This window comes from Alcanivorax sediminis (assembly GCF_009601165.1).
Taxonomy (GTDB): Bacteria; Pseudomonadota; Gammaproteobacteria; order Pseudomonadales; family Alcanivoracaceae; genus Alcanivorax; species Alcanivorax sediminis.
On the sequence record NZ_WIRE01000001.1, the window covers coordinates 2,589,790 to 2,613,230 of the forward strand.

Here is a 23,441-nt window from a genome sequence, read left to right on the forward strand (position 1 = left end):
ATGACGGATCATGTGGAACACAGCGAAGCTCAAACGCTTCCGCCTTATTTACTGCCTTACGGGTTTGCACGCCGGTTTGGCGTACTGTTGCGTGAACGCGATGGTCAGCGTGAGCTATGTTACAAACAGGATGTGCCAGTTTCAGCCCTGAGCGAGGTGCAGCGCAAGACGGGCTCGCTGCCTCGCCTCGTGGCCATGGATGAAACCAGTTTTACTGCCGCCATGGCGCTCGCCTACGAGCAACAGAGGGGGGCTGCAGCGGAGGCTGCAGATGATCTGGAGGGACTGGATCTGGCTAGCCTGGCTGATTCCTTGCCGGAAACCTCTGACCTGCTGGAACAGGAAGACGATGCGCCGATCATTCGGCTTATCAACGCCTTGCTGCAGGAAGCGATCAGGGAAGATGCATCCGATATTCACATTGAAACCTTCGAGCGCAAGCTCGTTGTGCGCCTGCGTGTTGATGGGGTTCTACGGGAGATTCTTGCCCCGAAACGGGAATTGGCTCCGCTACTGGTTTCCCGTATCAAGGTAATGGCGCGGCTGGATATCGCCGAAAAGCGGATCCCTCAGGATGGCCGTATTTCGCTACGAATTGGTGGCCGCGACGTGGATGTGCGGGTTTCCACCATGCCGTCCAGCAATGGAGAGCGGGTTGTGCTGCGTTTGCTGGACAAGCAGGCAGGGCGCCTGGATCTGGCCCATCTTGGCATGGAAGAACAGAACGACAGGATGATTCGGGAGCTGATCAGCAAACCCCATGGCATCATTCTGGTCACGGGGCCTACCGGCTCCGGTAAAACCACCACTCTCTATGCCTCCCTCACTGAGTTAAACGACAGCTCAAGAAACATTCTGACGGTGGAAGACCCCATCGAATACCAGCTGGAAGGCATCGGCCAGACCCAGGTGAACAGCAAGGTCGATATGACTTTCGCCCGTGGTCTCAGGGCCATCCTGCGCCAGGATCCGGATGTGGTCATGGTGGGCGAAATCCGCGATCTCGAAACCGCCGAGATTGCTGTGCAGGCGTCTCTTACCGGGCACCTTGTGCTCTCAACCCTGCACACCAACACGGCTGTGGGCGCGGTAACCCGTCTCCAGGACATGGGAATCGAGCCCTTCCTTCTGTCCAGCTCTCTACTAGGCGCGCTGGCCCAGCGACTGGTGCGGGTGTTGTGTGACGACTGCAAGACACCTTATCAGCCCTCTGCGGGTGAATTACGCATGATGGGCCTGCCAGAGGACGAGACACACACCCTCTACCACCCCAACGGCTGTGAGAAGTGCAACAATCAGGGCTACCGCGGCCGAACAGGGATCTATGAGTTGGTGCTGGTTGATGAAACCATGCGTCAGCTGATCCATGACCAGGTCGGTGAGCTGGCCATGACGCGTCACGCGCGCACCATGACAGGCAGCATCCGTGAAGATGGCTGGCGCAAGGTGTTAGCCGGCCGAACCAGCGTGGAAGAAGTGCTGCGCGTCACCCGAGAAGACTAACGGGACCCGTTCATGCCTGCATTTGAGTTCCGCTCCCTCGATCACAAGGGAAAAATCCGCAAGGGCACCATGGAAGCCGACAGTGCCCGGCAGGTACGTCAGCAGCTGCGTGACAAGGGCTGGGTGCCAATTGAGGTCAACGAAACCCGGGACAGTGAACCCGCTGCCGGCATGGCCATGTTTTCTGCTTCCGGCAAGCTCAAGGGGGCAGAGCAGGCCCTGATTACACGCCAGCTGGCGACCTTGCTGAAATCCGGCTTGCCGGTCGAGCAGGCCCTGTCCGCTGTTGCCAAGCAAGCCGCCAACGACCGCATCGAACGGATCATGCTGGCAGTACGCGCCCGGGTACGTGAGGGCTACAGCCTCGCCAAAAGTTTTGAGTCCTTTCCCCGAGCGTTCCCTGAGATGTACCGGGCGACGGTGTCTGCCGGTGAGCAGAGTGGGCACCTTGAACAGGTTCTTGAGCAACTCGCGGACTACCTGGAAACCCGGCATGACACGGGCCGCTCAGTGGCTCAGGCCATGATCTATCCTGCCTTCATCATGGTATTTGCGTCTTTGGTTATCATGCTGATGATGACGTTTGTGGTGCCCAAGCTGGTTGAAGTCTTCGAGGGCCGGGATCAGGCCTTGCCTTTGTTGACCCGTATTGTCATGTCCCTCAGCGACTTCACTCGTGACTGGGGCTGGCTACTGTTGCTCGTCATTATTCTCGGCACCGTGGCGTTTGTCCGGGCCATGCGCAGTCCGGCATTTCGAATGCGCGTGCACCGCCGCATGGCGGTCATGCCTATGGTGGGCACCATGATGCGGGCTGCGGACAGCGCAAGACTAGCCAGCACCCTTGGGATTCTGGGGCGCTCCGGAGTCCCGCTGGTTGATGCACTGTTCATTGCCGCACAGGTGGTAGGCAATCTTGCCATTCGGGATGCGGTCAAGCAGGCCGCTGTCAAGGTGCGCGAAGGGGGTAACCTGAGCCGCGCGCTGGATGCCAGCGGCTACTTTCCGCCCATGCTGGTGCAGATGATTGCCAGTGGGGAAGCCAGTGGCGAGCTGGACCATATGCTCACCCGGGCGGCAGACTATCAGGAACGGGAGCTCTCCAGCACGGTCAATACTATGGTGGGGCTGCTAGGGCCCATCATGTTGCTGGTAATGGCAGGAATTGTGGTCATGATTGTGCTTTCGGTGATGATGCCAATCATGCAAATGAACAACATGCTAGGTGGATAACAATGAAGACCCTGAAACATCAAAAGGCCATGTCTGGTTTTACCCTGCTGGAAATCATGGTGGTTGTGGCCATTATCGGCCTGCTCGCTGCGGTGATCGTGCCCAACGTTATCGGTCAGGGCGAGGCGGCCAAGGTGGATTTGACCAAAGCCAACATGGGCAAGATTGTCCAGCAGCTGGACATGTACAAGTTCAACAATGGCAGCTACCCAACCACCGAAGAAGGGCTTAACGGCCTGGTGGAGCGCCCGTCCTCCGCCAGGAAATGGCCGGAAGGCGGCTATCTGCCCAAGGTGCCCCAGGATCCCTGGAATAACGATTACATCTACTTGAGCCCAGGTGTGGATGGCCCCTTCGATCTCCTGTCCCTGGGTGCCGATGGCGCCGAGGGCGGCGAGGGTAACGACGCCGACATCAACTGGCGTGACGTTCAGTAATCATGCCTGCACCGGCCCGACAATCAGGCTTCACACTGCTGGAAATTCTGGTGGTGGTTATGCTCGTCGGGCTGCTCACTGCGGTCATCGCCGGGCAGGGTAACTGGACCCTGAGTGAGGACGGCCTGGACGAAGAGGCCTCAAGGCTCCAAGACACGCTGGAATTACTCAACGAACGCAGCCTTTTCTCAGGACAGCTTCTGGCGCTAAAGCTGCGAGCCGATGGCTGGACGCCGCTCGCCTACGATCGGAATGAGCGTGATTTCCTGCCCATAGATGACACTACGCTCAAGTCTCGCACCCTTGCGCCCAGCCTGACCCTTGAGTGGCAGGTCGATGCGCTTGAGGATGATGAGGTTTCCCTTTCCGATGTGGCCGAAAATCTCGTCAAGGAAGACATGATGGCGACGCCTGACGACCTTAGCGATCAGGCCGAAACGGGGGAGGGCGAGTTGCGCTCCGACAACAAAAGTGATTCCCGACGTGACAAGGAGTTACCGCAGGTCTTTTTTTTCCCCAGCGGGGAAGTGACACCGGTAACGATTTCCGTTCTTTCCGATGAAGAGCTGGAGAAATTTCGACGCTGGCAGATCAGCGCACTCGGCCAGGTTACAGACCCTGATGCTGTTCAGGATGAAGAGGAAGATGACGAGGATCCGTTCGGGGAGGAGCGGTAATGATGCTCCGACGTCACCGTGGCTTTACGCTCATCGAAGTGCTCATTGCCGTCTCCATTCTTGCCCTCGTCATGGTCACCCTCGGTCAAACCTTGGGGGCCAGTGCACGCGCCTACTCCAATATCAACGAAACCCATCTCGGCTTCCTGGTGGCTTCCGACAAGCTGGTGGAAATGCAGGTATACCAACAATGGCCGCCCACTGGTCAGTCTGACACCGAAGTCACCCGTAATGGCAGGGACTGGTGGATAGAAACCATTGTCACCGAAGGTCCCTATCCTGATACGCGTCGGGTCGATATCAATGTGGGTCTGCTCCGCGATGATGTCAAAGAAGGGCTGGCGTACCACTTGGCCAGCCTGATTGGTAAGCCAGCGTCATGATGAATCTGAGGCGTTCTTACGGTTTCACACTGCTGGAAATGGTAGTCACTATTGCCATTTTTGCCTTTATCTATGTCTGGGCAGCGTCATTCCTGAGTAGCGCCCTGAGTGGCAGGGAGCAGCTCACTCAGAGTGCCGACAAAATGGAACGCAGCCAGCGTGCCATCACGTTCCTTACCCTGGATTTTGAACAGTTGGTCAGCCGCCCTGTACGGGATCCCTACGGCGACCCTCAGCCGGCCATTGTTGGCCGTGACAACTATGTGGAGTTCACCCGGCTTGGCTGGTCAAACCCCTTTGGGCTGCGCAAGCGTAGCGAAATGCAGCGGGTCATATACACGCTGGAAGATGGCGACTTGTACAGACGTTATTGGCCGGTCCTGGATACAACCGTCGCGACTCAATATCAACAGGATGTCCTTCTCAAGGATGTTGCCCGTTTTACGGTCCGCTACCTGGACCTGACTCCAGAAGGCGACTGGCAATGGCTCGAGCTTTGGCCTGACGCTGCGTTGGCAGCACAACCTGTCTGGTCTCAGCGCCTGCCGAAAAGTATCGAAATCGAGATTGAACTGGAGAACGGTGATGTGATCCACCGGTTCTATCGTACGGTGGTGAACCCGTGGGCATAATGCGATACCACCAACGCGGTATGGCGCTGATCATCGTGCTCATGCTGTTTGCGATCATTGCTACGTTGGCGATGGAAATTCTGTTCCGTCAGAATCGTTTCCTGAACCGTGCCGACAACCTGCTCCAGTGGGACAAGCGCCACCAGTACGCCATGGCCGCTGAAGTTGTGGCCCAGCAAGGCCTAATCGATGACTTGCAAGATGACATTAAAAACAGCTCGCAACTTGATGATTGCATTGAAGAAAAATGGGCCGTTCAGCTTCCGCCAACCCCCTACGAAGATGCCTTTCTGAGTGCCAGTGTTCAAGATCTTCAGGGGCGCTTCAATCTCAACTGGCTGGTGGCCGCAGAGGCTGATGGCTTCACCAGGCAACCAGACAGAGTCAAGGAGCTGGAACAGTTACTGGCCGTCATGCTTCCTGAACAGTCCAAAGCCAGCCGACTGGCCAGTGAAATGGCCGACTGGCTGGACAGCAACAATATCGTGGATGAGGCGGAAGGCGCGGAGGACCCGGAGTACCGTGACCGCCGCACCCCCAACATGCCCGCCGCTCATGAGAGTGAATTACGTGCATTGCTGAGCTTTGGCGCTACCGATATGCCGGAAGACCCAATGCTGTGGGGATTGCTGACCGCTTTGCCGCCCGGCACGACCCTTAATGTCAATACGGCCTCGCAACAGGTGCTCGATGCTGTGGTAGGCTCAATGGCAGGTCAGGAAGGCACGAAAGCGATTATGGAAGCACGTTCTGAGGAGCCTATTGCCAGTATCGATACGGTCCTTGCCTTACCGGCCTTTGCTGAACTGGAAGAAGACCAGAAGAATGCACTGAAAGCTCGTCTTGGGGTGGCCAGTGAGTATTTTCAGGTGATGGTGGATGTGGAAGTGGATGGCCAGCTAAGCAGGCTGGTAACACGACTCTATCGCGGGGGAGGTGAGGGTGAGCCAACGGCCGTCATCAGCCGCCAGGTCAGCCCATTGCTGACACCACTCGAACCCGCCTGTAATCCTTTCTACAATGCAGAATAACGGCTATTGTGGCCAACAATAACGAATAAAGGATCAAAATCAGTGTCACAAGCTCCATTGATCTATCTTTACGACATTGATGAGTTGCCCCTGGGGGGAGGCAGCCCGGCGCTGTTTCAGTCAGCAAGGGGCAGTTCTGCGGTGCTCACCACACTGGATGGAGCCTGTGGCGCTGCAGCAGAAACTGGCGGCCCGCTGAGAATCATACTTTGCGCCTCCATGGTGCGCCTGACGCAGGTGGAATTGAGTCGCAAACAGGCCCGTCACCTTGACCGTGTGATGCCCTACCTGCTTGAAGAAAATCTCCTGGATAGTCCCGATGCGCTTTTCTTTAATGCGCGCAAGGGGGAGGGGGATGAATACCTGGTGACCGCGATCGAGCAGGATCTGATGAATACCCTGCGCGAGCGGGCGTCTGTTGCCGGTGCCAACCTGCAATCCGTAGAAGTCGACATCGAGTGCCTTGCTTCGGCTCTGCCGATGGTCGTGCAGTTGCCAGAAGGCAAGAACCTGATTGCTACCCGCAGAGATGCGTATCTGGTGGTCGATGAGCACGCACTTAATGAGCTGGGGCCACTTTTTGGCGACACCCTGGCAGACGCTACCCAAATTGACTCTGATGGCAGCCTGTTTGACCTGTTGCGGCAGCATCAGGGCCCGCAACTAATGACCGGGGCCTATGCTCCGCGAAAGCAGAGTGGGCAGCCCGGGGCACTTGCCGAATGGCGCCCGTTACTTATTCTTGCCGCCTCAATTCTGTTTTTGGCCGTTGTCGGGCTACGAGTTCAGGCGTGGCGTTATAACGTTGCTGCTGAAACCGCCCTTGCGGATGCGATGAAGCAATACGAACAACTATTTCCGGGCGACAAGGCCACCTCGGCATTGACCCGTCAGTTCCAAAGCCGTCTTTCTCGCCTTTCCAGTGGCGGAGGGGCTGCCGGCACCTCTTTCTTCCCGATGCTGGTGCCCGTGGCCGAAGTGCTCAAGAAGAGCAGCGTTGAGCCCAAGAGGCTGCAATACGATCAGCGCCAGAACAATTTGCTTCTTGATGTCAGTGCCAAGGATTACGCTCAGCTGGAGGCACTGCAGAACGCCTTGAGGGAGCAGGGAGCAAAAGCGTCCATTGCCAATTACCGTAATGCCGCACAGGGTGTAAACGCGAGAATCAAAGTGGAGCAGCCAGGATGAGTCTTGCGACCTATCAGCAGCAACTTCAACAGCGGCTGACTCCCCTGGTGCAGTGGTATCAGAGCCGTGAGCCCCGCGAGCAAAAAGTGCTTCAGTTACTGGCAGCAGTATTCGTTGTCGTATTGATTTACTGGCTAATCTGGGCCCCCTCGGTGAATGCCCGCGACCAGGCGCTTCAGCGCTATGTATCGAACACGCAAACACTGGAATGGATTAATGCCAACGCTGCAGCGATCAGAGCTGCTTCCGGGGGTAAAGCGTCTACATTGCCCCGCAATTGGGTGGGGGAGGTGAGTCGAAGTGCCAATGCTTACGGCCTGACGCTCAAGAACTTTACTCCCGACGGTAACACCTCTGTGCGCATCCAGATGGAAGAACAGCCAGCGGGCCAGAGTATCCTCTGGCTGCAATCCCTTCAGGAAAAAGGGGTGCAAATTACCAATCTGGAAATGACCCCGGGCGATAAATCAGGAACGGCCACCGTACGCGCCACATTACAACAATAATGACACTATTCAGATTACTGCCTTTTCCATTGTTGCTTTGGGGAGCCAACGCAAGTGCCCAATGCCTTTTTGATCCACTGGATCAGGGAAAGGTAATGCAGCTGTCTGCGACCCAGCTTGACTCAGCCAATGGCTTGCCACTGGCTGAGCTTTCCCTCATGCGCGTCGAAAATGGCCGGCTGACCCCCGTTGCCTTCCAGTTCGATGAAATGTCGGACCACGACATGGTCTGGTTTGATGCTTCCGGCTTCGACCGCAAGGGCGAGGTCAATGTACTTGATGGGGAAGATCGGCTGCTGGCTATGCTGACGGACGCCGGGCCACGTCGTCCCGATGATATGGAGCCTGATCAAGGCGAGGTTCTTGCTGATCTTGAGGTGGCCAACGATTGCCATTTCTATCTGGTCAAGGGAAATCCGGAGCGCAGTGAAAACTACTATGTCTCACACGATACCAATACGGGACAAACCCGTACTGCGCTTTACCAACTGGATGTAGACCCGGAAAACGAACTGAACTGGCGCTATCTCAGTTATCGGAACTACCAGGGTGATGGCTCCATTATTGACACCCTCAAGATGCGCATGAGTGCCGGAGTTCTCTCCAGGTTCACCCGAATGACTCTGGATAATCACAACCTCAGACCACAACTGGTCGGGCACAGGGTAGGGCCGATCCGATCCGTCATGCATCTGCGTACCCGTGTGGTTCTGGCTGGGATCCCTGTGATGACGATCCAGGTCCAGGCCATGCGCTACGCCGCCCAATATGAGGCGCATACCTATGCCAAAGTCCCGGAGCTGTACAGAGCTACGCTGAAGGAACCGGAAGTGTCGGTAACCGTCGATGGCAACAATCAGCTCGGGGCGAAGGTGTATACCCATAATTTCGCGGATGCCCCGGTGACGGTTAATGGGGTCGACGACGACCTTAACTTTGCCGGCCAACCCATTAGCATGGCGGAGAACTGGATACTTTTTGACAGTGACAAGGCATTTACCCTGTTAACCGAGTTGACGGTTCCTGAGGAGTTGATGTCAGTCCCGCTCCGACTCATCTACCAGGACGACAGCCAACTTGCTGTGGATCCGGAACAGTTCACCGGCCAGGTACCGAACCTGGGTTACATGCTCAAGGGCTGGCCGGAACAGAGGGAATTGCGTTTTACAGTCAGTATGTACTTCGACAGCAGCATGCGAGGCTTTCAGGCTGATGAGTACGCAGACCAGCGGTCAAGAGATGTCGCTGTGAAGGTGTTGGAGCAGGAAGGTTAGGGGCCCAACCGAAGGCCGGAAGAGCCCCTTAATCAGTGCCTAAAAAGGTCGCTCAGGAACGAGCGCTACATCTTCTTCCCGGGTTAGCGGTAGCCAGATATCACCTTTCACCGTTGCGTTGCGCGCAAGAAACGCAGAGTTGAGCGGGAATTGCGCGGTAAACCCGTACACCACCACACCAACACGATCACCCGCTTTCAGTGGCTGACTGACCGCAGCCAGCTCCAGGCGATGGATCCCCTTTTCAGTGAGTGGTGTCAGCTGCTCGCTGGCTACCCGGACGCGTCGACGATTGGCGTGCTGAACACCAATGCCAACAAACATCGGCATGCTTTTTCCACCGCTGGCGCCAGCGACGCGAAGATCAATTCGGGGTTTGCCCAGCAGCAGCTCATCATCCCCCCTTGCCACATACAGCGGGATGAACTTGGGCCGTCCGAAACCACCATTGGGCTTCAGTTCCCGTAGATCGACCCCCGGCCACATGGCACGAAAAATGTCAGAACCCGTATCAAAGGGAACCATCAGCCACTCAAAAGCCCCTGCCAGAGGGACGGTAACCTTTTCACGGGGTACAGAGAACTGGTTAGCGGCCGGGAGCTCGTCCACGATGGCAAGGCCACGGTCTTCGGTGATATTGACACAATATTCAGGAACGGTACTTTCCGCACCCCGCAACTTCTCATCCCACCAACCGACAATGGTGTCCACGGTAGTGGCTTCATACTCGCCGCAATGGACCATGTCGTCGGTGTGAAAGAAGGGGACGCCGCCACGTATTTTCTGAAGCGGCCATGGCATCGCATGGCCGCTTTGCAGGCCAATAATACGGGCGTCGCGGCCCGCATTGCGCCAACAATCGTAGTTCTTTTCCGCCTCCTGGAAAGGGAAGAGGGTGTCTGTGAATCCTTGGATAAAGAGGGCGTCGGCGTGAGGAGCCTGACCCTTGTCACAGTAGCTCGCCGGGCTGCGCTCGTACATCATCTGCGCCATGTCTGCACTGATCGTACCGTCAAAGGCACTATTCCAGGGGGAGGCAAACATCTCGCCGATATCGAAGCCGCTGGTGATCCCTCCCGCGCCGAGCAGGACCGCTCCCCAAGCGGTACGGAATTCTCCATTGGGAGCAATGCTGTTCAAGTCATGCCAGCTGGCAAGCGGAACCAGCGCCTTAAGGCGAGGCTCAGTGAAGCTGGCAAGGCTTTGCAGCCCACCACCATAGGATTCACCGATCATGCCAATGGCAGGACTGCCGTCGGCAAGACGGGAAATACCGGGCAAATGGGACAGAGACCAGTCGATAACCTTGCTCAGGTCATCCACTTCAAACTCAGGATCCATCATGTGCACGCGGCCTTGTGACTGTCCCCAGCCTCGCTGGTCATAGAAAACGACCCAATAGCCCGCCTTCCAAGCCGCGATGGCTGCTTCCCCCGTCAGTATCGCCTTGCCATAGATAGACAAGGGACGTTTCGCCCGGAACCCACCAAATCCGTGGGTGGCGATAATCAAAGGTGCACTCTGGCCCGCCTGCAGCGCTGGCTGGTAAACGGTGGCCGCCAGCTTCTTGCCATCACGGGTATGAATGCGAACCTGAAAATAATCTGCCTCCTGGGCAGAGGGCGCGCGGGTGGCATTGGTCACAGGCAGCTGAGTAGTGGAGCAAGCCATCAGCATCGAGGCCAGGACGGGGATCAGCAGTAGGAAACGTAGTGGCTTCACCGCGCGCACTGTCACGGTTTTCACCATGTTATGGCATTCGGATGTGGAGAGCGTTCGCATGACGCAACTTCCTCTTTTATTATTCTGTTCGTTATCGAGGGGGATGAAATGACAAAACCGGCAATCAAAGGCCAGAGTGCTGCCACTTTAGTGTGGTTTGCATATGCTGTCATCTCCGTAATGCTCGCAGTGTTGAGCAGCTGGGCCTTGTACAGCAAGGCGAACTATGGCTACCCATTCTGGTATCAACAGCTCCAGATTGGGGAGCATATTCAGCAATACGGACCACAGAATCGCTTCAAAACCGGGCTTGAGCTATTGCCTGCAGAACAGCACTGGAAGGCATTTGAGCAAATTCGCGTTGCCGTCCATCAACATGGAAAGGGGCTGACAGGCATTGTCTATCAACCACCGGGCTGGAGTCCGCGGCCACTGCTGCACGCTGCGGAGGTTCAACACCTTCAGGATGTGGCCAATCTGATCGATCGGGGACGAACACTCTTCTGGGTACTGCTGATCCTCTGGATACCCGTGGCCATGGCGGCCTGTCGCCTTGGCATGCCTCCCATGCAACACCGGCTCGCAGCTGCTGTCATCGCCACAGGTGCTGTGTTAGCGTGGCTTGGCATTGCTGGCCCGACTGAGGTTTTCTATCAGTTTCACCTCTGGTTGTTTCCAGCCGATCACCAATGGTTTTTTTACTGGCAGGACTCCCTGATGAGTACCCTGATGAAGGCGCCAGTGCTTTTTGGGGGCATTGCGGCCGTTATCGCCTTGGGGGCGCTGTTATTGCTGCCAGCTTTTTACTGGCTCGGTCTGGTCGCAGCGGCAAAAATACAACGACAAAAGAATCGTTCATGAGCATAGAAGTACTGACGGCAGACAAGCAGGGAAGTGAAAATCTGCAACGCTGGGCCGCCATGGGGCTACCCGTTCCTCCAAGCTGGCGTCTGCACCGCGAAGATGTTCTCGACGTCGACAGTGATGACCTGGTGCAGAAGCTTCGTGCCTTGCCTCGCATGTTTGATGAAGATCGCTACTGGGTGTTGCAGCAAGGGCCAATGAATCCGGGGTCTTGCAGGGAAAGTCTGCTCAATCTTGACTCTGACAACGCACTTGCGGCAGCTCTCAGGGCCATCTTTCGCAGGGAGCAAGCTCCCGAGCATGTCATCATTCAGGCGCTACCGCACCAGAAGGCCGCAGGGGTCCTGTTTACCCGTCATCCTCTTCGCCAGGATCTGCCCCACATGGTGGTAGAGGGGGTTGCTGACGGCAACAGTGAACGCCAGCGCATCATCTTTGATGAACAGGGGCGCCTTGTTCACGCCAGCCATGATCGAGGCTCAATAGCGGAGGCGATACCGCATCAGCAGATACTGGCCCTTCATCACGCGCTCAAACAGAATTTTGACCGGCCGCAGGCAGGAGAGTGGGTGTACGACGGTCATCGGCTCTGGTTACTACAAACACTACCCGTAGGTTCTCTTCCCGCTCCCCGTGAGGCCTGGACCCGACGGGCGGGTACAGGGTTGTTCGTTCAGGCTGAAAGCCCCTTGTGGTACACGCTTGCCGCGCGTTGGTTCAAGTCATCATTCTGGGAACCACTTGTTCAAAAGCGTGGTTGGGATCGCCTCGACAAGATCGAGCCCTATCGGCGCCAGCACAGTCATATCTATACTAATTGTGCCTATTTTCTTGCCCTGCAGGATGGGCACCCCGGGGCCTTCCGGCATGTCCCGCCTGCCTGGCAGCGTCTTGAGCCGGCAGCAACAGCCCCCCTATACAGTAGCTTTCAGCACACTCTGGATAGCGTCAGCCTGGCAGCGATCGCCCGAAAAGTGCGCCACTGGCAAAAGCCGGATGCGACCCAGGAAGCACTCTGGCACAGCTTGATGCAGCTTGATGCACTGGGCGAGCGCCTCAGCAAAATTGAGGGACGACTGTCCTATTTGGTTGTACCTGACATGCTGGTCAATGAACAGGCGCCACTACCGCTGCAGGCATTGACGACCCGCACCGAGTTAAATCTGTTGCTGGATCTTGCAGCAGGAAACTCGTTGCTGGCGAAGCAATCCTCACTTCGCCCTGGAAGCGATCCCGTGCATGCGCCATTGGTAGAAAAGCCGGCTCAGGCTTCCAGCCTGAATGCGTGTCGTCGTGAACGCCGCCTGCTGGCGGGCAGCCGAGACATTTCCGGACCTGTGGCCTTGCTTAGACAGGCAAGGGCACTCCGCATTGCTCTGGGTAACCGCTTTCGGGTGCTGCTCCGTGACATGGGAGCCCTGGTTGTCAACGACGGCCTGTTGCAGCACCCGGATGACATCTACTTTCTCTATTTTGATGAACTGTGGCAGCTTTGGATGGGGTTGCGGCTTCCTGCCAGCGCCAGCCACGAGACCATTGCAGACCGAAAGCTCCGATATCTTGATGACAGCCTGCAAGGGGCGCCTGACTGGAAGATGGACCAGATTGGTTATGGATTTGGTGGCGGTCAGCGAATCAGCCCCCTGATGCGCGGTCAGACCCTGGTGGCAGGCAAGGTTGAAGGGCCGATTCGACGGGTTTGCAGCGCCTGGATGCTTAACCGTGTCCAGCCCGGTGACATTGTGGTGGTGGATCAGGTGGATGCATCGTGGTTGCCCTGGTTGCTCCAGGCTGGAGGGATTGTGATCAGTCAGCAGGATCCGGCCAACCCCGCAGCGAGTCTCGCCGTGGAATTCGGCATCCCTGCCATCTGGTCAGCCAGCGATGTCATGCACAGTGTTCAGGACGAACGAACGGCCACGCTTGACGCAGAGCAGGGCACCCTCGAGTTACAAACCAGCCACCCCGTAGACACTGGCGAAGAGGATGAATAGCCCTTAGAGTTTTCTCTGAATATATGATCTGGATCAGTGCTGCTACTTCAGAGAGCGTGAGAATGATGCCATGGACGAAAAACCACGCACTAAAGCCAACGGTCTGCCTGAGGATACCCGGCCTTTTGTGGCTCCCTGCAGAACCATTGATCGCGCCGCACCGTTACGCTGGCTTCGCAAGGGCTGGCGTGACTTTTGTGCAGCACCGAGGGTCAGCCTGATCTACGGACTGATCATGGTAGCGCTCAGCTACCTGATTACAGGAGCCGCGCTGACTTTCGGTAACATGGGACTCTACCTCTCCCTGATTACCGGCTTCGTTTTTCTTGGTCCCATCCTCGCCCTCAACCTGTATGGCATCAGCATCCAGCTACAGCAGGGCCAGGAACCCTCATTGCGGGAAAGCTTCCGGCAGGTCAGGGCCTGCATCGGAGACGGGCTGACCTTTACCGTCATCATGATCGTGGTCTTTCTCGTTTGGGCGAGGGCGGCCAACCTGATTTACATTTTTTATCCGGTAAACGAGTGGCACCTTGAGAATGTTCTGCTGTTTTTTGGCGTTGGCAGCAGTGTCGGGGCCATGTTCAGCGCGATCGTCTTCACCGCCAGCGCTTTCTCTTTGCCCATGATCATGGATCGGGAAACAGACATGGTGACCGGTGTCATCACCAGCGCTAATGCAGTGCTACGAAACAAGCTTGCCCTGTTTGTCTGGGCCAGTTTGATCGGAGTCTGCCTGCTGGCCGGTTTGCTGACAGCCTATCTGGGACTGATGGTATTACTGCCGGTTCTGGGCTATGCCACCTGGCATGCCTACCGGGAATCGATTGATGCCTCGGAGTGGGATGCCCGGTTTGAGCTCCCGCCTGAAGACAGTGAACAGTGAATAATGAATAGTTAACAGCGCGCGTCGACTTTTCTTTGTTTTCAAACGCAAGAGGCCGCGTCCATCTTCCGGGCGCGACATCTTGCGTTTCAGTTAAAAACAATGCACTGGCGCGCACTGTTAACTGTTCACTGTTACTTGTTCATTGATCTTCAACGTACCCCAGCAGATGGGGCACCATTCGCTCAATCTCCTTCCTAGACACACCCTTACGAGCAGCATAGTCGTCCATCTGATCCTTGGCGAGCTTGCCAGTCCCAAAATACTTCGCTTCCGGGTGGGAGAAGTACCAACCAGACACAGCCGCCGCGGGCAGCATGGCGTAGCTCTCTGTAAGGGTCATGCCGGCATTTTTCTCAGGTTCGAGAAGCTCCCACAACAGCGCTTTCTCAGTGTGGTCCGGACAAGCCGGATAACCAGGAGCAGGGCGGATGCCACGGTATTTCTCACTGATCATGTCCTGATTGCTCAGCGCTTCGGCGCCGGCATAGCCCCAATATTCCTTGCGAACCTTCTCATGCATACGCTCGGCGAAGGCTTCTGCCAGGCGGTCAGCGAGCGCCTTGATCATGATGGATGAATAGTCATCATGATCGGCCTCGAAGCGGGCCACATGCTCATCAATACCAATGCCTGTGGTGACGGCAAACCCTCCCAGCCAGTCAGTGAGGCCAGTCTCTTTTGGCGCGATGAAGTCGCTCAGGCAGTAGTCCGGCTTGTCGTTCTTGCTGCGATCCAGCTGCTGACGCAGGTGATGGAGGGTCATGAAGGCCTCCTTGTCACCCGGATTCCGGTACAGCTCGATGTCATCCATATCTGAATTTGCTGGCCAAAAACCGATTACACCACGGGCAGTTAGCCATTTTTCCTTAACTATTTTCTCAAGCATGGACTGGGCATCCCGGTAGAGCCGGGTAGCCTCGGTTCCCACCACTTCATCTTCAAGGATATTGGGGAATTTCCCGGCCAGTTCCCAGGAGCGGAAGAAGGGAGTCCAGTCGATGCGCTGCACCAGATCTTCCAGCGGATAGTCTTCGAAGACCTTCAGCCCTTTCACCTTCGGCTCTGGCGGGGTGTAACCCTCCCATTGCGGCTGGAAGCGATGCTGACGGGCTTGCTCGATGGAAATAAGGCTGCGATCAACTTGCTGCTGCTTGCGACGTACTCGGAGCCCCTCATAGCTTTCCTTGAGCTCGGCGACATAATCCGCCTTGGCCGTTTTGGAGAGCAGTTTGGAGGCCACCCCCACCGCACGGGAAGCATCAGCCACATGCACCACTGCATGCTGATAGGACGGATCAATCTTCACGGCAGTATGGATGCGGCTGGTGGTGGCACCACCGATCATCAGTGGCAGATCCATGTCGAGGCGCTGCATCTCACTGGCCACGTGAACCATTTCTTCGAGAGAGGGCGTGATCAGCCCTGAGAGACCGATGATGTCGACCTTCTCCGCTTTGGCCACCTCAAGGATCTTCTCGCAGGGCACCATCACACCGAGGTCGACCACGTCGTAGCCGTTACACTGAAGCACGACGCCGACAATGTTCTTGCCGATATCGTGGACATCGCCTTTCACGGTGGCCATCAGGATCTTGCCGTTGGCTTCATCCTGCGTGCCCATCTCTTCCTTTTCTTTCTCCATGTAGGGAAGTAGATACGCCACCGCCTTTTTCATCACACGCGCAGACTTTACTACCTGGGGCAGGAACATCTTTCCCTCCCCAAACAGGTCACCGACTACGTTCATGCCATCCATCAACGGGCCTTCGATGACGTGCAGCGGCCGGGCCGCATTCTGCCGGGCCAGCTCGGTGTCTTCTTCCACGTAATCCGCAATCCCTTTGACCAAAGCATGCTCAAGGCGCTTTTCAACTGGCCATTCACGCCAGGCAAGATCTTCCTTCTTGGCTTTCTCACCGCCGCTGCCGCGATACTTCTCGGCAAGATCCAGCAGTCGTTCAGTACCATCTTCACGACGGTTGAGCACCACATCCTCTACGGCATTCCGTAATTCTTCAGGGATGTCGGAGTACACCGCCAGCATGGTGGGGTTCACGATTCCCATGTCCATGCCGTTCTTGATGGCGTAGTAGAGGAACACTGCGTGGATGGCTTCCCGGACAGTGTCGTTGCCGCGGAACGAGAAGCTCACGTTGGACACACCCCCGGAAATCATGGCGTGGGGGAGGGTGCGCTTGATATCCGCCACAGCCTCAATGAAGTCCACGGCATAGTTGTCGTGCTCTTCAATACCGGTGGCGATGGCAAAGATGTTGGGGTCGAAGATGATGTCTTCCGGCGGGAAATCCACTTCTTCTGTCAACAGCTTGTAGGCGCGGGTACAGATCTCTACCTTTCGTTCACGGGTTTCTGCCTGGCCTTCTTCATCAAATGCCATGACGATAACGGCAGCACCGTAGCGACGTAGCAACCGCGCCTGGTGCAGGAAGGCTTCCTCGCCTTCCTTCATGGAAATGGAATTCACCACGCCCTTGCCCTGGATGCACTTCAGGCCAGCCTCGATCACCTCCCACTTGGAGGAGTCAATCATGATCGGCACCTTGGCAATCTCCGGCTCTGAAGCCACCAGATTGAGAAACTTCACCATGCACTCGGCGGACTCCAGCATCCCCTCATCCATGTTGATGTCGATGATCTGGGCGCCGTTTTCCACCTGGTCCCGGGCCACGTCCAGCGCCTGATCGTATTCTTCTTCCTTGATCAGTCGCAAAAAGCGCTTGGACCCGGTCACATTGGTCCGCTCCCCAACGTTCACGAACAGGGAGTCCTTGGCGATGGTGCAGGGCTCAAGGCCGGACAGGCGGCAAGCCACTTCAATATCCGGCAGCACTCGGGGAGCAAGCCCCTCTACGGCTTCAGCCATTGCGGCAATATGCTCAGGAGTGGTGCCGCAGCACCCGCCAATGATGTTCAGGAAGCCTTTTTCTGCCCACCCACGGATCTCCTTGGCCATGGTGGCCGGATCCAGATCGTACTCACCCATTTCATTGGGCAGACCAGCATTGGGATGCGCAGAGACAAAGGTCTCGGAGATACGCGAGAGCTCTTCGATGTAGGGGCGAAGCTCCATGGGCCCCAGTGCACAGTTGAGGCCAAAGCTGATCGGCCGGGCATGGCGAAGGGAGTTATAGAAGGCCTCGGTAGTCTGACCAGTAAGGGTACGGCCAGAGGCATCCGTGATGGTGCCGGAGATCATGACCGGCAGCTCAAGTTTGTTCTCGTAGCAGTACTGGTCTACAGCGAACACCGCTGCCTTGGCGTTGAGGGTATCGAAGATGGTTTCGATCAGCACCAGGTCGATACCGCCTTCCACAAGGCCATCCAGCGCCTCAAGATACGCAGCTACCAGCGCATCGAAGTTGGTGTTCCGGTAGCCGGGATCATTGACGTCCGGGCTGATGCTGGCTGTCCGGTTGGTCGGGCCAAGTACTCCCGCTACATAACGGGGCTTTTCCGGTGTGGAAGCCTCATCCGCAGCCTCGCGCGCCATCCGGGCTGCGGCCACATTGATGTCCCGCGCCAGATGCTGCATGTCGTAGTCAGCCATGGCGATGGAAGTGGCATTGAAAGAATTGGTCTCGATGATGTCCGCGCCAGCGTCGAGATAGCCCTTATGAAGCGCCTTTATCCGGTCTGGCTGGGTAATGCATAGCAGGTCGTTGTTACCCTTCAGGTCCGAGGCCCAGTCCGCGAACTGGGTGCCGCGATAGTCTTCTTCAGTGAATTTGCAGCGCTGAATCATGGTGCCCATCCCGCCATCAAGAATCAGAATACGTTCTTGCAGCTGGGCAGTAAGCTTGGCGCGCAGGCTTGAGGTCATGAAAAGCTCCGACAGGGACAACAAATGTGAGGGCGAGCATTATACCGGTGGCACATGCAGATACCCAACAATGCATGGAATAACTGTTATAAAACGGTTATTTAGCCTGTCGTTTACTGGCCAACTACCGTTCAAGCAAGCATCATATGCGGGCATTACAACCCCGGTGGTCATGGTTGCACTCTCGTGCAGGTGAAACCTTTGTAAAATTGACGGCCAGAAATCGCCTTTCCACTTGGGGTTCACGCAAATCAAGGCATAATTCGCGCTCACTGGATGAGGAGTACGTTTAATGGATCAATATCTCGAACAAATTCAATCATTTGCCAACGAAAACCTGATGCCCTACGCATGGAATATCGTGGCGGCGGTGGTCATCTTTATCATCGGTAAGTGGATTGTTTCTAAAATCGCCCAGGGCGTTAACCGCATGATGGACAAGCGTATCGACGCTACTGTGGCCAAGTTCATTGGCAACATCGTTCACATCATCCTGTTCGCCTTTGTCATCATTGCCGCTCTGGATCAACTGGGTGTCGAAACCACCTCCCTGGTTGCCATTCTGGGTGCCGCCGGCCTGGCTGTTGGCCTGGCCCTCAAGGATTCCCTGGGGAACTTTGCAGCCGGGGTCATGCTGATTCTGTTCAAGCCATTCCGTGTTGGCCACTATGTTGAGGCAGGCGGTGCTGCAGGCACGGTGAAGGAAATCAAGATTTTCGCCACCATCATGAATACCCCTGACAACAAGGTCATTACCGTACCTAACGGTGCCATCATGGGTAGCAACATCGTGAATTATTCCGAAATGCCTACCCGCCGTGTGGATATGGTGTTTGGTGTTGCCTACGATGCGGACCTTTCCCAGGTGAAAAAGATCCTCGAGGAAATCCTGGCCGAGGATGAGCGGGTATTGAAGGATCCGGCTCCCGTGATCGCCGTAGCCGAGCTGGCGGACAGTTCAGTAAACCTGTTGTGCCGCCCCTGGGTGAACAGTGCTGATTATTGGGGTGTTTTCTGGGGAACCACCGAGACTGTCAAACGTCGCTTTGATGAGGCGGGTATTGGCATTCCGTTCCCGCAGATGGACGTGCATCTGGACAAAAGCGAATAAGTGACAGTCATCTGCAATGCAAAGATCTAGCAAGGAGAAGTCAATGCGCAGCACATACTTCGCTGCCATGCTGATTGCCGCCGGCTTGCCGGCGCTGTCAGCGGCAGCCGAAGAGGGAGCCAGTGAAGAAGCGGCCAAGTGGACCGGTGATATCGGTGTGGGCTTGCTGTTCAAGCGAGGCAATACCAATTCGGACTCGGTCAACAGTAACGTCAATGCCAGCCGTGACAGTAGTTACTGGCGTCATACCTTCAAGGCTGAAGCCAATAACGAGAAGGAAGAGGATCCCGATACCGAGCAATACAGCCGCACCGAAGAAAAATATTTTTCTTCCTACAAGCTGGATCGCAAGTTGGGTGAAAATTCCGCCAATTATCTGTTCAATGTGGCGACCTACGAGAAAGATGCCTTTTCCGGCAATCACTATCAGGCCAGTTACGCTATCGGTCTTGGTCGACGCTGGATTGAATCCGACAAACAAACCCTGGATCTCGAAGCAGGTCCGGGTTATCGGGTGAAGTGTCTTGAACCACAGGACACCTACTTCAGCTGCGACGACTCCGAAGAGAGTGGCATTGTTCGTGTCGCTTTGAAGTATGATCTGAAAATCAGCGAAAACACGGTGTTTCGGGAAGATGCATCCAGTGAGATTGGTGATGACGGTGGCAGCAGCAGCCGTGCCGAAACCAGTCTGACCACGGCCATCAACTCGCATTTTGCGCTCCGTCTGCGTCACTTGCTGGAGCATGAATCTAAAGTGCCGGCAGGCACCAAAGAGACCGATCACACCTTCTCGGTTGGTCTGGTTTACACCATGAAGTAGACTGTCAGACGAAGAAAAGCCCCGGCTCGAAAGAGACCGGGGCTTTTTTATGGCCGCTGTCTAATGCCGGGGCACCTGATACCTGGCTGCGCCGATCTTCGCCAGGGCAGGTAAAGAAGCGAGTTGCGAGTTTCGAAATTCAACCCCTTGGTGAATCAGGGTTTTGTCAGCTTGCATTTCGATACTCGATACTCGTAACCCGAAACATGCCACTCGCCAAGGCTTTGATCGCCTGCAGGCCGGCTCTCCTGCGGGGTGATGAGAGTAACGATTTGGGGCAGGGCAGAGTGCATTCGGCGTCTGACTGCAGGCATTGCGGTATTGGGAGGCAAAAAAAAGGAGCCCGGCGGGCTCCCTTTTCTTCAGGCCAGCAATCAGCCTTCTTTCAGGGCAGTGGTGATATCCAGCACAGCACCCTTACCATCACCGAACAACATCAGGGTGTTGTCCTTGGCGAACAGCGGGTTGGGCAGGCCGGCAAAACCGGAGCTCAGGGAGCGCTTGACCACAACAACGGTCTTGGCCTTGTCCACGTTCAGAATCGGCATGCCGTAAATCGGGCTGCCTTTGTCTTCACGGGCCATCGGGTTGGTTACGTCGTTGGCACCCAGCACGATCGCCACATCCGTCTGCTCGAAGGTGGGGTTGATCTGATCCATGTCCTTGAGCTGCTCGTAGGGCACTTCAGCCTCAGCCAAAAGAACGTTCATGTGACCAGGCATACGGCCGGCAACCGGGTGGATAGCGTATTCCACTTCGATACCCATGGCTTCCATGGTGTCAGCCATGTCACGTACTGCGTGCTGCGCCTGAGCCATAGCCAGACCAAAGCCCGGGACGATGACTACGCGCTGAGCTGTTTCCAGCAGCATGGCCACTTCTTCAGCAGAGGTGGACTTCACCTTGCCAGCGTAGACTTCGTCTTCGTCCATGGCTTCGCCAGCTTCCGCCATCACACCGAACAGGACGTTGGTGAGAGAACGGTTCATGGCTTTACACATGATGCTGGTCAAAATCAGGCCAGAAGCACCAACCAGCGAACCTGTGATGATCAGGGCGCTATTGCCCATCACAAAACCAGCGGCAGAAGCAGCCACACCGGAATAGGAGTTCAGCAGGGCGATCACCACCGGCATGTCAGCACCACCGATAGGCAGTACCAGCAACAGGCCAAGTAGCATGGCAGCAGCCACCAGGCCCCAGAAGACAGCTTCGTTGCCAGGGTTAACCACCAGGTAGCCAATACCAGCCAGGGAACCAACGAACAGGATGGCATTAACCACCTTCATGCCCGGGAAGCCCATGGGCTTGCCATCGATGAGTTCCTGCAGCTTGGCGAAGGCCACCAGAGAGCCAGTCAGGGTAACCGAACCAATCAGTACAGCAGCACCTGTGGCGATGATGGACACAGTGTCATTGGCTGAGCCACGGAAGAATTCCGCAGAGGCAACGGCGAAAGAAGCACCACCACCAAAACCATTCAGCAGGGCAATCATCTGCGGCATGGACGTCATCTGAACCTTCTTGGCCATGATGGCGCCAATCAGGCCACCGACAACGACGCCGGCGATGATGATTTCATAGGTAACGATGTGCTCGTTAAGCAGGGTCACGACAGCAGCCACACCCATACCGGCAGCAGCCAGCAGGTTGCCTCGGACCGCAGTTTTAGGCTTGGTCAGGCCTTTGATGCCGACAACAAACAGAACAGCGGCAATCAAGTAGGCGATATCAATCCAGTTCTGGGAAACGTGCATGAATTACTTCCTCTTGAACATTGCCAGCATTCGATTGGTGACCATGAAGCCCCCAATCACGTTAATGGTGGCCAGAACCACCGCGGCAAAGCCCAGCACATTGATCAGCAGACCAGAATCAGAACCGGCTGCGATGAGCGCGCCCACGACAGTGATGCCGGAGATAGCATTGGAGCCAGACATCAGCGGGGTGTGCAGGGTCGGCGGAACCTTGGTAATCAGCTCCACACCGAGGAAAATCGCCAGCACGAACAAAGTGAGTTGAGCTACGAAATCCATTAGTTTTCCTCCTTGCTGTCTGCATCAGCCGCTTCTTCAGCAGCAGGCTCAGGCTTGGCCAGAGCAGGCAGACCCAGCAAATCGCGCAAACGGGCCTGGGGAACATCGCCACCGTGACTGATCACGGTTTCGGCAACGATCTCATCTTCAAAGTCCAGCTGCAGGTCGCCGTTGTCGTCGAGCAGCAGGTTGAGGAGGTTTTCCATGTTCTTGCCGAACATCTGGCTGGCATGGAATGCCACAGAAGAGGGGACGTTTTCAGGACCCATGATGGTAACGCCATGCTTGACCACGGTTTTACCAGCTTCAGTGATTTCACAGTTACCACCACGCTCGGCAGCCAGATCCACAATGATGGAACCGGGCTTCATGGCCTTGACCATGTCTTCGGTAACCAGAATCGGGCTCTTGGCACCAGGAACAGCAGCAGTGGTGATGATCACGTCCATTTCCTTGACGACTTCGGTCATCAATTCACGCTGACGCTTGAGGAAATCCTCACCCTGTGCCTTGGCGTAACCACCAGAACCTTCCGCTTCGCCGGTGTCCAGATCCAGCTCCACCGGCTTGGCGCCAACAGACAGGATCTGCTCACGAGCCGCCGGGCGAACGTCATAGGCTTCAACCACCGCGCCAAGACGCTTGGCCGTCGCACAAGCCTGAAGACCTGCCACGCCCGCACCCATGATGAAAACGCGAGAGGCGTTCAGGGTGCCTGCAGCGGTCATGTTCATGGGGAACATGCGCTGGGACTCGGTGGCAGCCAGCAGTACACACTTGTAACCGGCAATCATGGCCATGGAAGACAAAACGTCCATCGCCTGGGCGCGGGTAATACGCGGTACCAGCTCAAGCGCAAGACCAGACACCTTCTTCTCAGCCAGTGCCTGGGCAAATTGCGGGTTAGCCAGCGGATCGGTCATACCGATCAGGGTCTGGCCCTCTGACAGCTTGTCCAGGTCCTCATTGCCGTTAGCGGTGTTGCTGCCTGGCGTTTGAACCTGAAGAACAACCTGGGAAGAAGAGAAAATCTCGTCACGATCAACCAGTTTGGCACCGGCAGCTTCAAAAGCGCTGTCCGGGTAGCCAGCGATTTCGCCAGCGCCACGCTCGACCTTGATCTCGACACCTTGTTTTTTCAGAAGTGCACTGACATTGGCAGGCGTTAAAGCAACGCGCTGCTCGCCAGGGCAAATTTCTTTGGGAACACCGATAATCACCTGCGTTACCCCCGTATGTGGTTCGCAAATAATCGACTTTCTGAGAGGAATGAAGGGCAACCCAATTCCCTGAAAGC

At 56.2% G+C, this 23,441-nt stretch carries 20 protein-coding genes; 15 read left to right on the forward strand and 5 right to left on the reverse strand.

Going from position 1 to position 23,441, the window contains the following annotated elements; all coding sequences use genetic code 11:
* The 10 genes from gspE to GFN93_RS11885 all read left to right on the forward strand — a co-directional run bounded on the left by gspE (window position 1) and on the right by GFN93_RS11885 (window position 8,864).
* Window positions 1-1,503: a type II secretion system ATPase GspE gene (gspE, locus tag GFN93_RS11840; protein WP_153501280.1), complete on the forward strand. Its 1,503-nt coding sequence runs from the start codon at window positions 1-3 to the stop codon at window positions 1,501-1,503.
* Window positions 1,504-1,515: 12 nt separating this feature from the next.
* A complete protein-coding gene (gspF, locus tag GFN93_RS11845; RefSeq protein ID WP_153501281.1) occupies window positions 1,516-2,736 on the forward strand; it encodes a type II secretion system inner membrane protein GspF in 1,221 nt (406 codons plus the stop codon).
* Window positions 2,737-2,738: 2 nt separating this feature from the next.
* Complete coding sequence (gene gspG, locus GFN93_RS11850; protein ID WP_194285793.1) at window positions 2,739-3,173, forward strand: type II secretion system major pseudopilin GspG; 435 nt, start codon at window positions 2,739-2,741, stop codon at window positions 3,171-3,173.
* Window positions 3,174-3,175: 2 nt separating this feature from the next.
* Window positions 3,176-3,850 (forward strand): prepilin-type N-terminal cleavage/methylation domain-containing protein, encoded by a 675-nt coding sequence (locus GFN93_RS11855; RefSeq protein WP_153501282.1) that lies wholly within the window; start codon window positions 3,176-3,178, stop codon window positions 3,848-3,850.
* On the forward strand, window positions 3,850-4,233 hold the full coding sequence (gene gspI / locus GFN93_RS11860; protein WP_235901812.1) for a type II secretion system minor pseudopilin GspI: 384 nt from the start codon (window positions 3,850-3,852) through the stop codon (window positions 4,231-4,233). Before GFN93_RS11855 ends, gspI begins: the two co-directional genes overlap by 1 nt.
* A complete protein-coding gene (gspJ, locus tag GFN93_RS11865; protein ID WP_153501283.1) occupies window positions 4,230-4,865 on the forward strand; it encodes a type II secretion system minor pseudopilin GspJ in 636 nt (211 codons plus the stop codon). Before gspI ends, gspJ begins: the two co-directional genes overlap by 4 nt.
* Window positions 4,865-5,896 (forward strand): type II secretion system minor pseudopilin GspK, encoded by a 1,032-nt coding sequence (gene gspK, locus GFN93_RS11870; protein ID WP_194285794.1) that lies wholly within the window; start codon window positions 4,865-4,867, stop codon window positions 5,894-5,896. Before gspJ ends, gspK begins: the two co-directional genes overlap by 1 nt.
* 42 nt (window positions 5,897-5,938) lie before the next feature.
* Complete coding sequence (gspL, locus tag GFN93_RS11875) at window positions 5,939-7,084, forward strand: type II secretion system protein GspL (RefSeq protein ID WP_153501284.1); 1,146 nt, start codon at window positions 5,939-5,941, stop codon at window positions 7,082-7,084.
* Window positions 7,081-7,590: a type II secretion system protein GspM gene (gene gspM / locus GFN93_RS11880; protein ID WP_153501285.1), complete on the forward strand. Its 510-nt coding sequence runs from the start codon at window positions 7,081-7,083 to the stop codon at window positions 7,588-7,590. Before gspL ends, gspM begins: the two co-directional genes overlap by 4 nt.
* Before the next feature lie 95 nt (window positions 7,591-7,685).
* Window positions 7,686-8,864, forward strand: a complete 1,179-nt coding sequence (locus tag GFN93_RS11885; protein ID WP_153501286.1) for a hypothetical protein — start codon at window positions 7,686-7,688, stop codon at window positions 8,862-8,864.
* Between the two features lie 39 nt (window positions 8,865-8,903).
* Here the strand turns inward: GFN93_RS11885 and GFN93_RS11890 are convergent, their stop codons facing one another.
* Window positions 8,904-10,646 (reverse strand): alpha/beta hydrolase family protein, encoded by a 1,743-nt coding sequence (locus GFN93_RS11890; RefSeq protein WP_235901813.1) that lies wholly within the window; start codon window positions 10,644-10,646, stop codon window positions 8,904-8,906.
* Here GFN93_RS11890 and GFN93_RS11895 point away from each other — a divergent pair.
* The 3 genes from GFN93_RS11895 to GFN93_RS11905 all read left to right on the forward strand — a co-directional run bounded on the left by GFN93_RS11895 (window position 10,617) and on the right by GFN93_RS11905 (window position 14,330).
* On the forward strand, window positions 10,617-11,447 hold the full coding sequence (locus tag GFN93_RS11895) for a lipoprotein intramolecular transacylase Lit (RefSeq protein WP_235901815.1): 831 nt from the start codon (window positions 10,617-10,619) through the stop codon (window positions 11,445-11,447). The genes GFN93_RS11890 and GFN93_RS11895 overlap by 30 nt on opposite strands.
* A complete protein-coding gene (locus GFN93_RS11900) occupies window positions 11,444-13,444 on the forward strand; it encodes a PEP-utilizing enzyme (RefSeq protein WP_153501287.1) in 2,001 nt (666 codons plus the stop codon). The genes GFN93_RS11895 and GFN93_RS11900 overlap by 4 nt, the downstream gene beginning before the upstream one ends.
* Before the next feature lie 70 nt (window positions 13,445-13,514).
* Window positions 13,515-14,330: a DUF2189 domain-containing protein gene (locus GFN93_RS11905; protein WP_153501288.1), complete on the forward strand. Its 816-nt coding sequence runs from the start codon at window positions 13,515-13,517 to the stop codon at window positions 14,328-14,330.
* Between the two features lie 142 nt (window positions 14,331-14,472).
* On the opposite strand, the gene metH is transcribed toward GFN93_RS11905, so the two are convergent.
* Complete coding sequence (metH, locus tag GFN93_RS11910; RefSeq protein WP_153501289.1) at window positions 14,473-18,174, reverse strand: methionine synthase; 3,702 nt, start codon at window positions 18,172-18,174, stop codon at window positions 14,473-14,475.
* A gap of 292 nt (window positions 18,175-18,466) precedes the next feature.
* Here metH and GFN93_RS11915 point away from each other — a divergent pair, with 292 nt between their 5' ends.
* Both GFN93_RS11915 and GFN93_RS11920 read left to right on the forward strand, forming a co-directional pair.
* Window positions 18,467-19,285, forward strand: coding sequence for a mechanosensitive ion channel family protein (locus GFN93_RS11915; RefSeq protein WP_153501290.1), 819 nt, complete (start codon window positions 18,467-18,469; stop codon window positions 19,283-19,285).
* A 43-nt stretch (window positions 19,286-19,328) separates the two neighbouring features.
* Window positions 19,329-20,108 carry a DUF481 domain-containing protein gene (locus tag GFN93_RS11920; protein WP_153501291.1) on the forward strand — a complete coding sequence of 260 codons (780 nt, stop codon included), beginning with the start codon at window positions 19,329-19,331 and terminating at the stop codon, window positions 20,106-20,108.
* A gap of 374 nt (window positions 20,109-20,482) precedes the next feature.
* On the opposite strand, the gene GFN93_RS11925 is transcribed toward GFN93_RS11920, so the two are convergent.
* Genes GFN93_RS11925 through GFN93_RS11935 form a run of 3 tightly spaced genes read right to left on the reverse strand, consistent with a single transcriptional unit; the run spans window position 20,483 to window position 23,364 of the window.
* Window positions 20,483-21,865 carry an NAD(P)(+) transhydrogenase (Re/Si-specific) subunit beta gene (locus GFN93_RS11925; RefSeq protein ID WP_153501292.1) on the reverse strand — a complete coding sequence of 461 codons (1,383 nt, stop codon included), beginning with the start codon at window positions 21,863-21,865 and terminating at the stop codon, window positions 20,483-20,485.
* Between the two features lie 3 nt (window positions 21,866-21,868).
* The gene (locus tag GFN93_RS11930) at window positions 21,869-22,144 is read right to left on the reverse strand and encodes an NAD(P) transhydrogenase subunit alpha (RefSeq protein ID WP_035231055.1); all 276 of its coding nucleotides are present in this window, start codon (window positions 22,142-22,144) and stop codon (window positions 21,869-21,871) included.
* Window positions 22,144-23,364, reverse strand: a complete 1,221-nt coding sequence (locus tag GFN93_RS11935; protein ID WP_328594581.1) for a Re/Si-specific NAD(P)(+) transhydrogenase subunit alpha — start codon at window positions 23,362-23,364, stop codon at window positions 22,144-22,146. Before GFN93_RS11935 ends, GFN93_RS11930 begins: the two co-directional genes overlap by 1 nt.
* Between the last annotated feature and the right edge of the window lie 77 nt (window positions 23,365-23,441).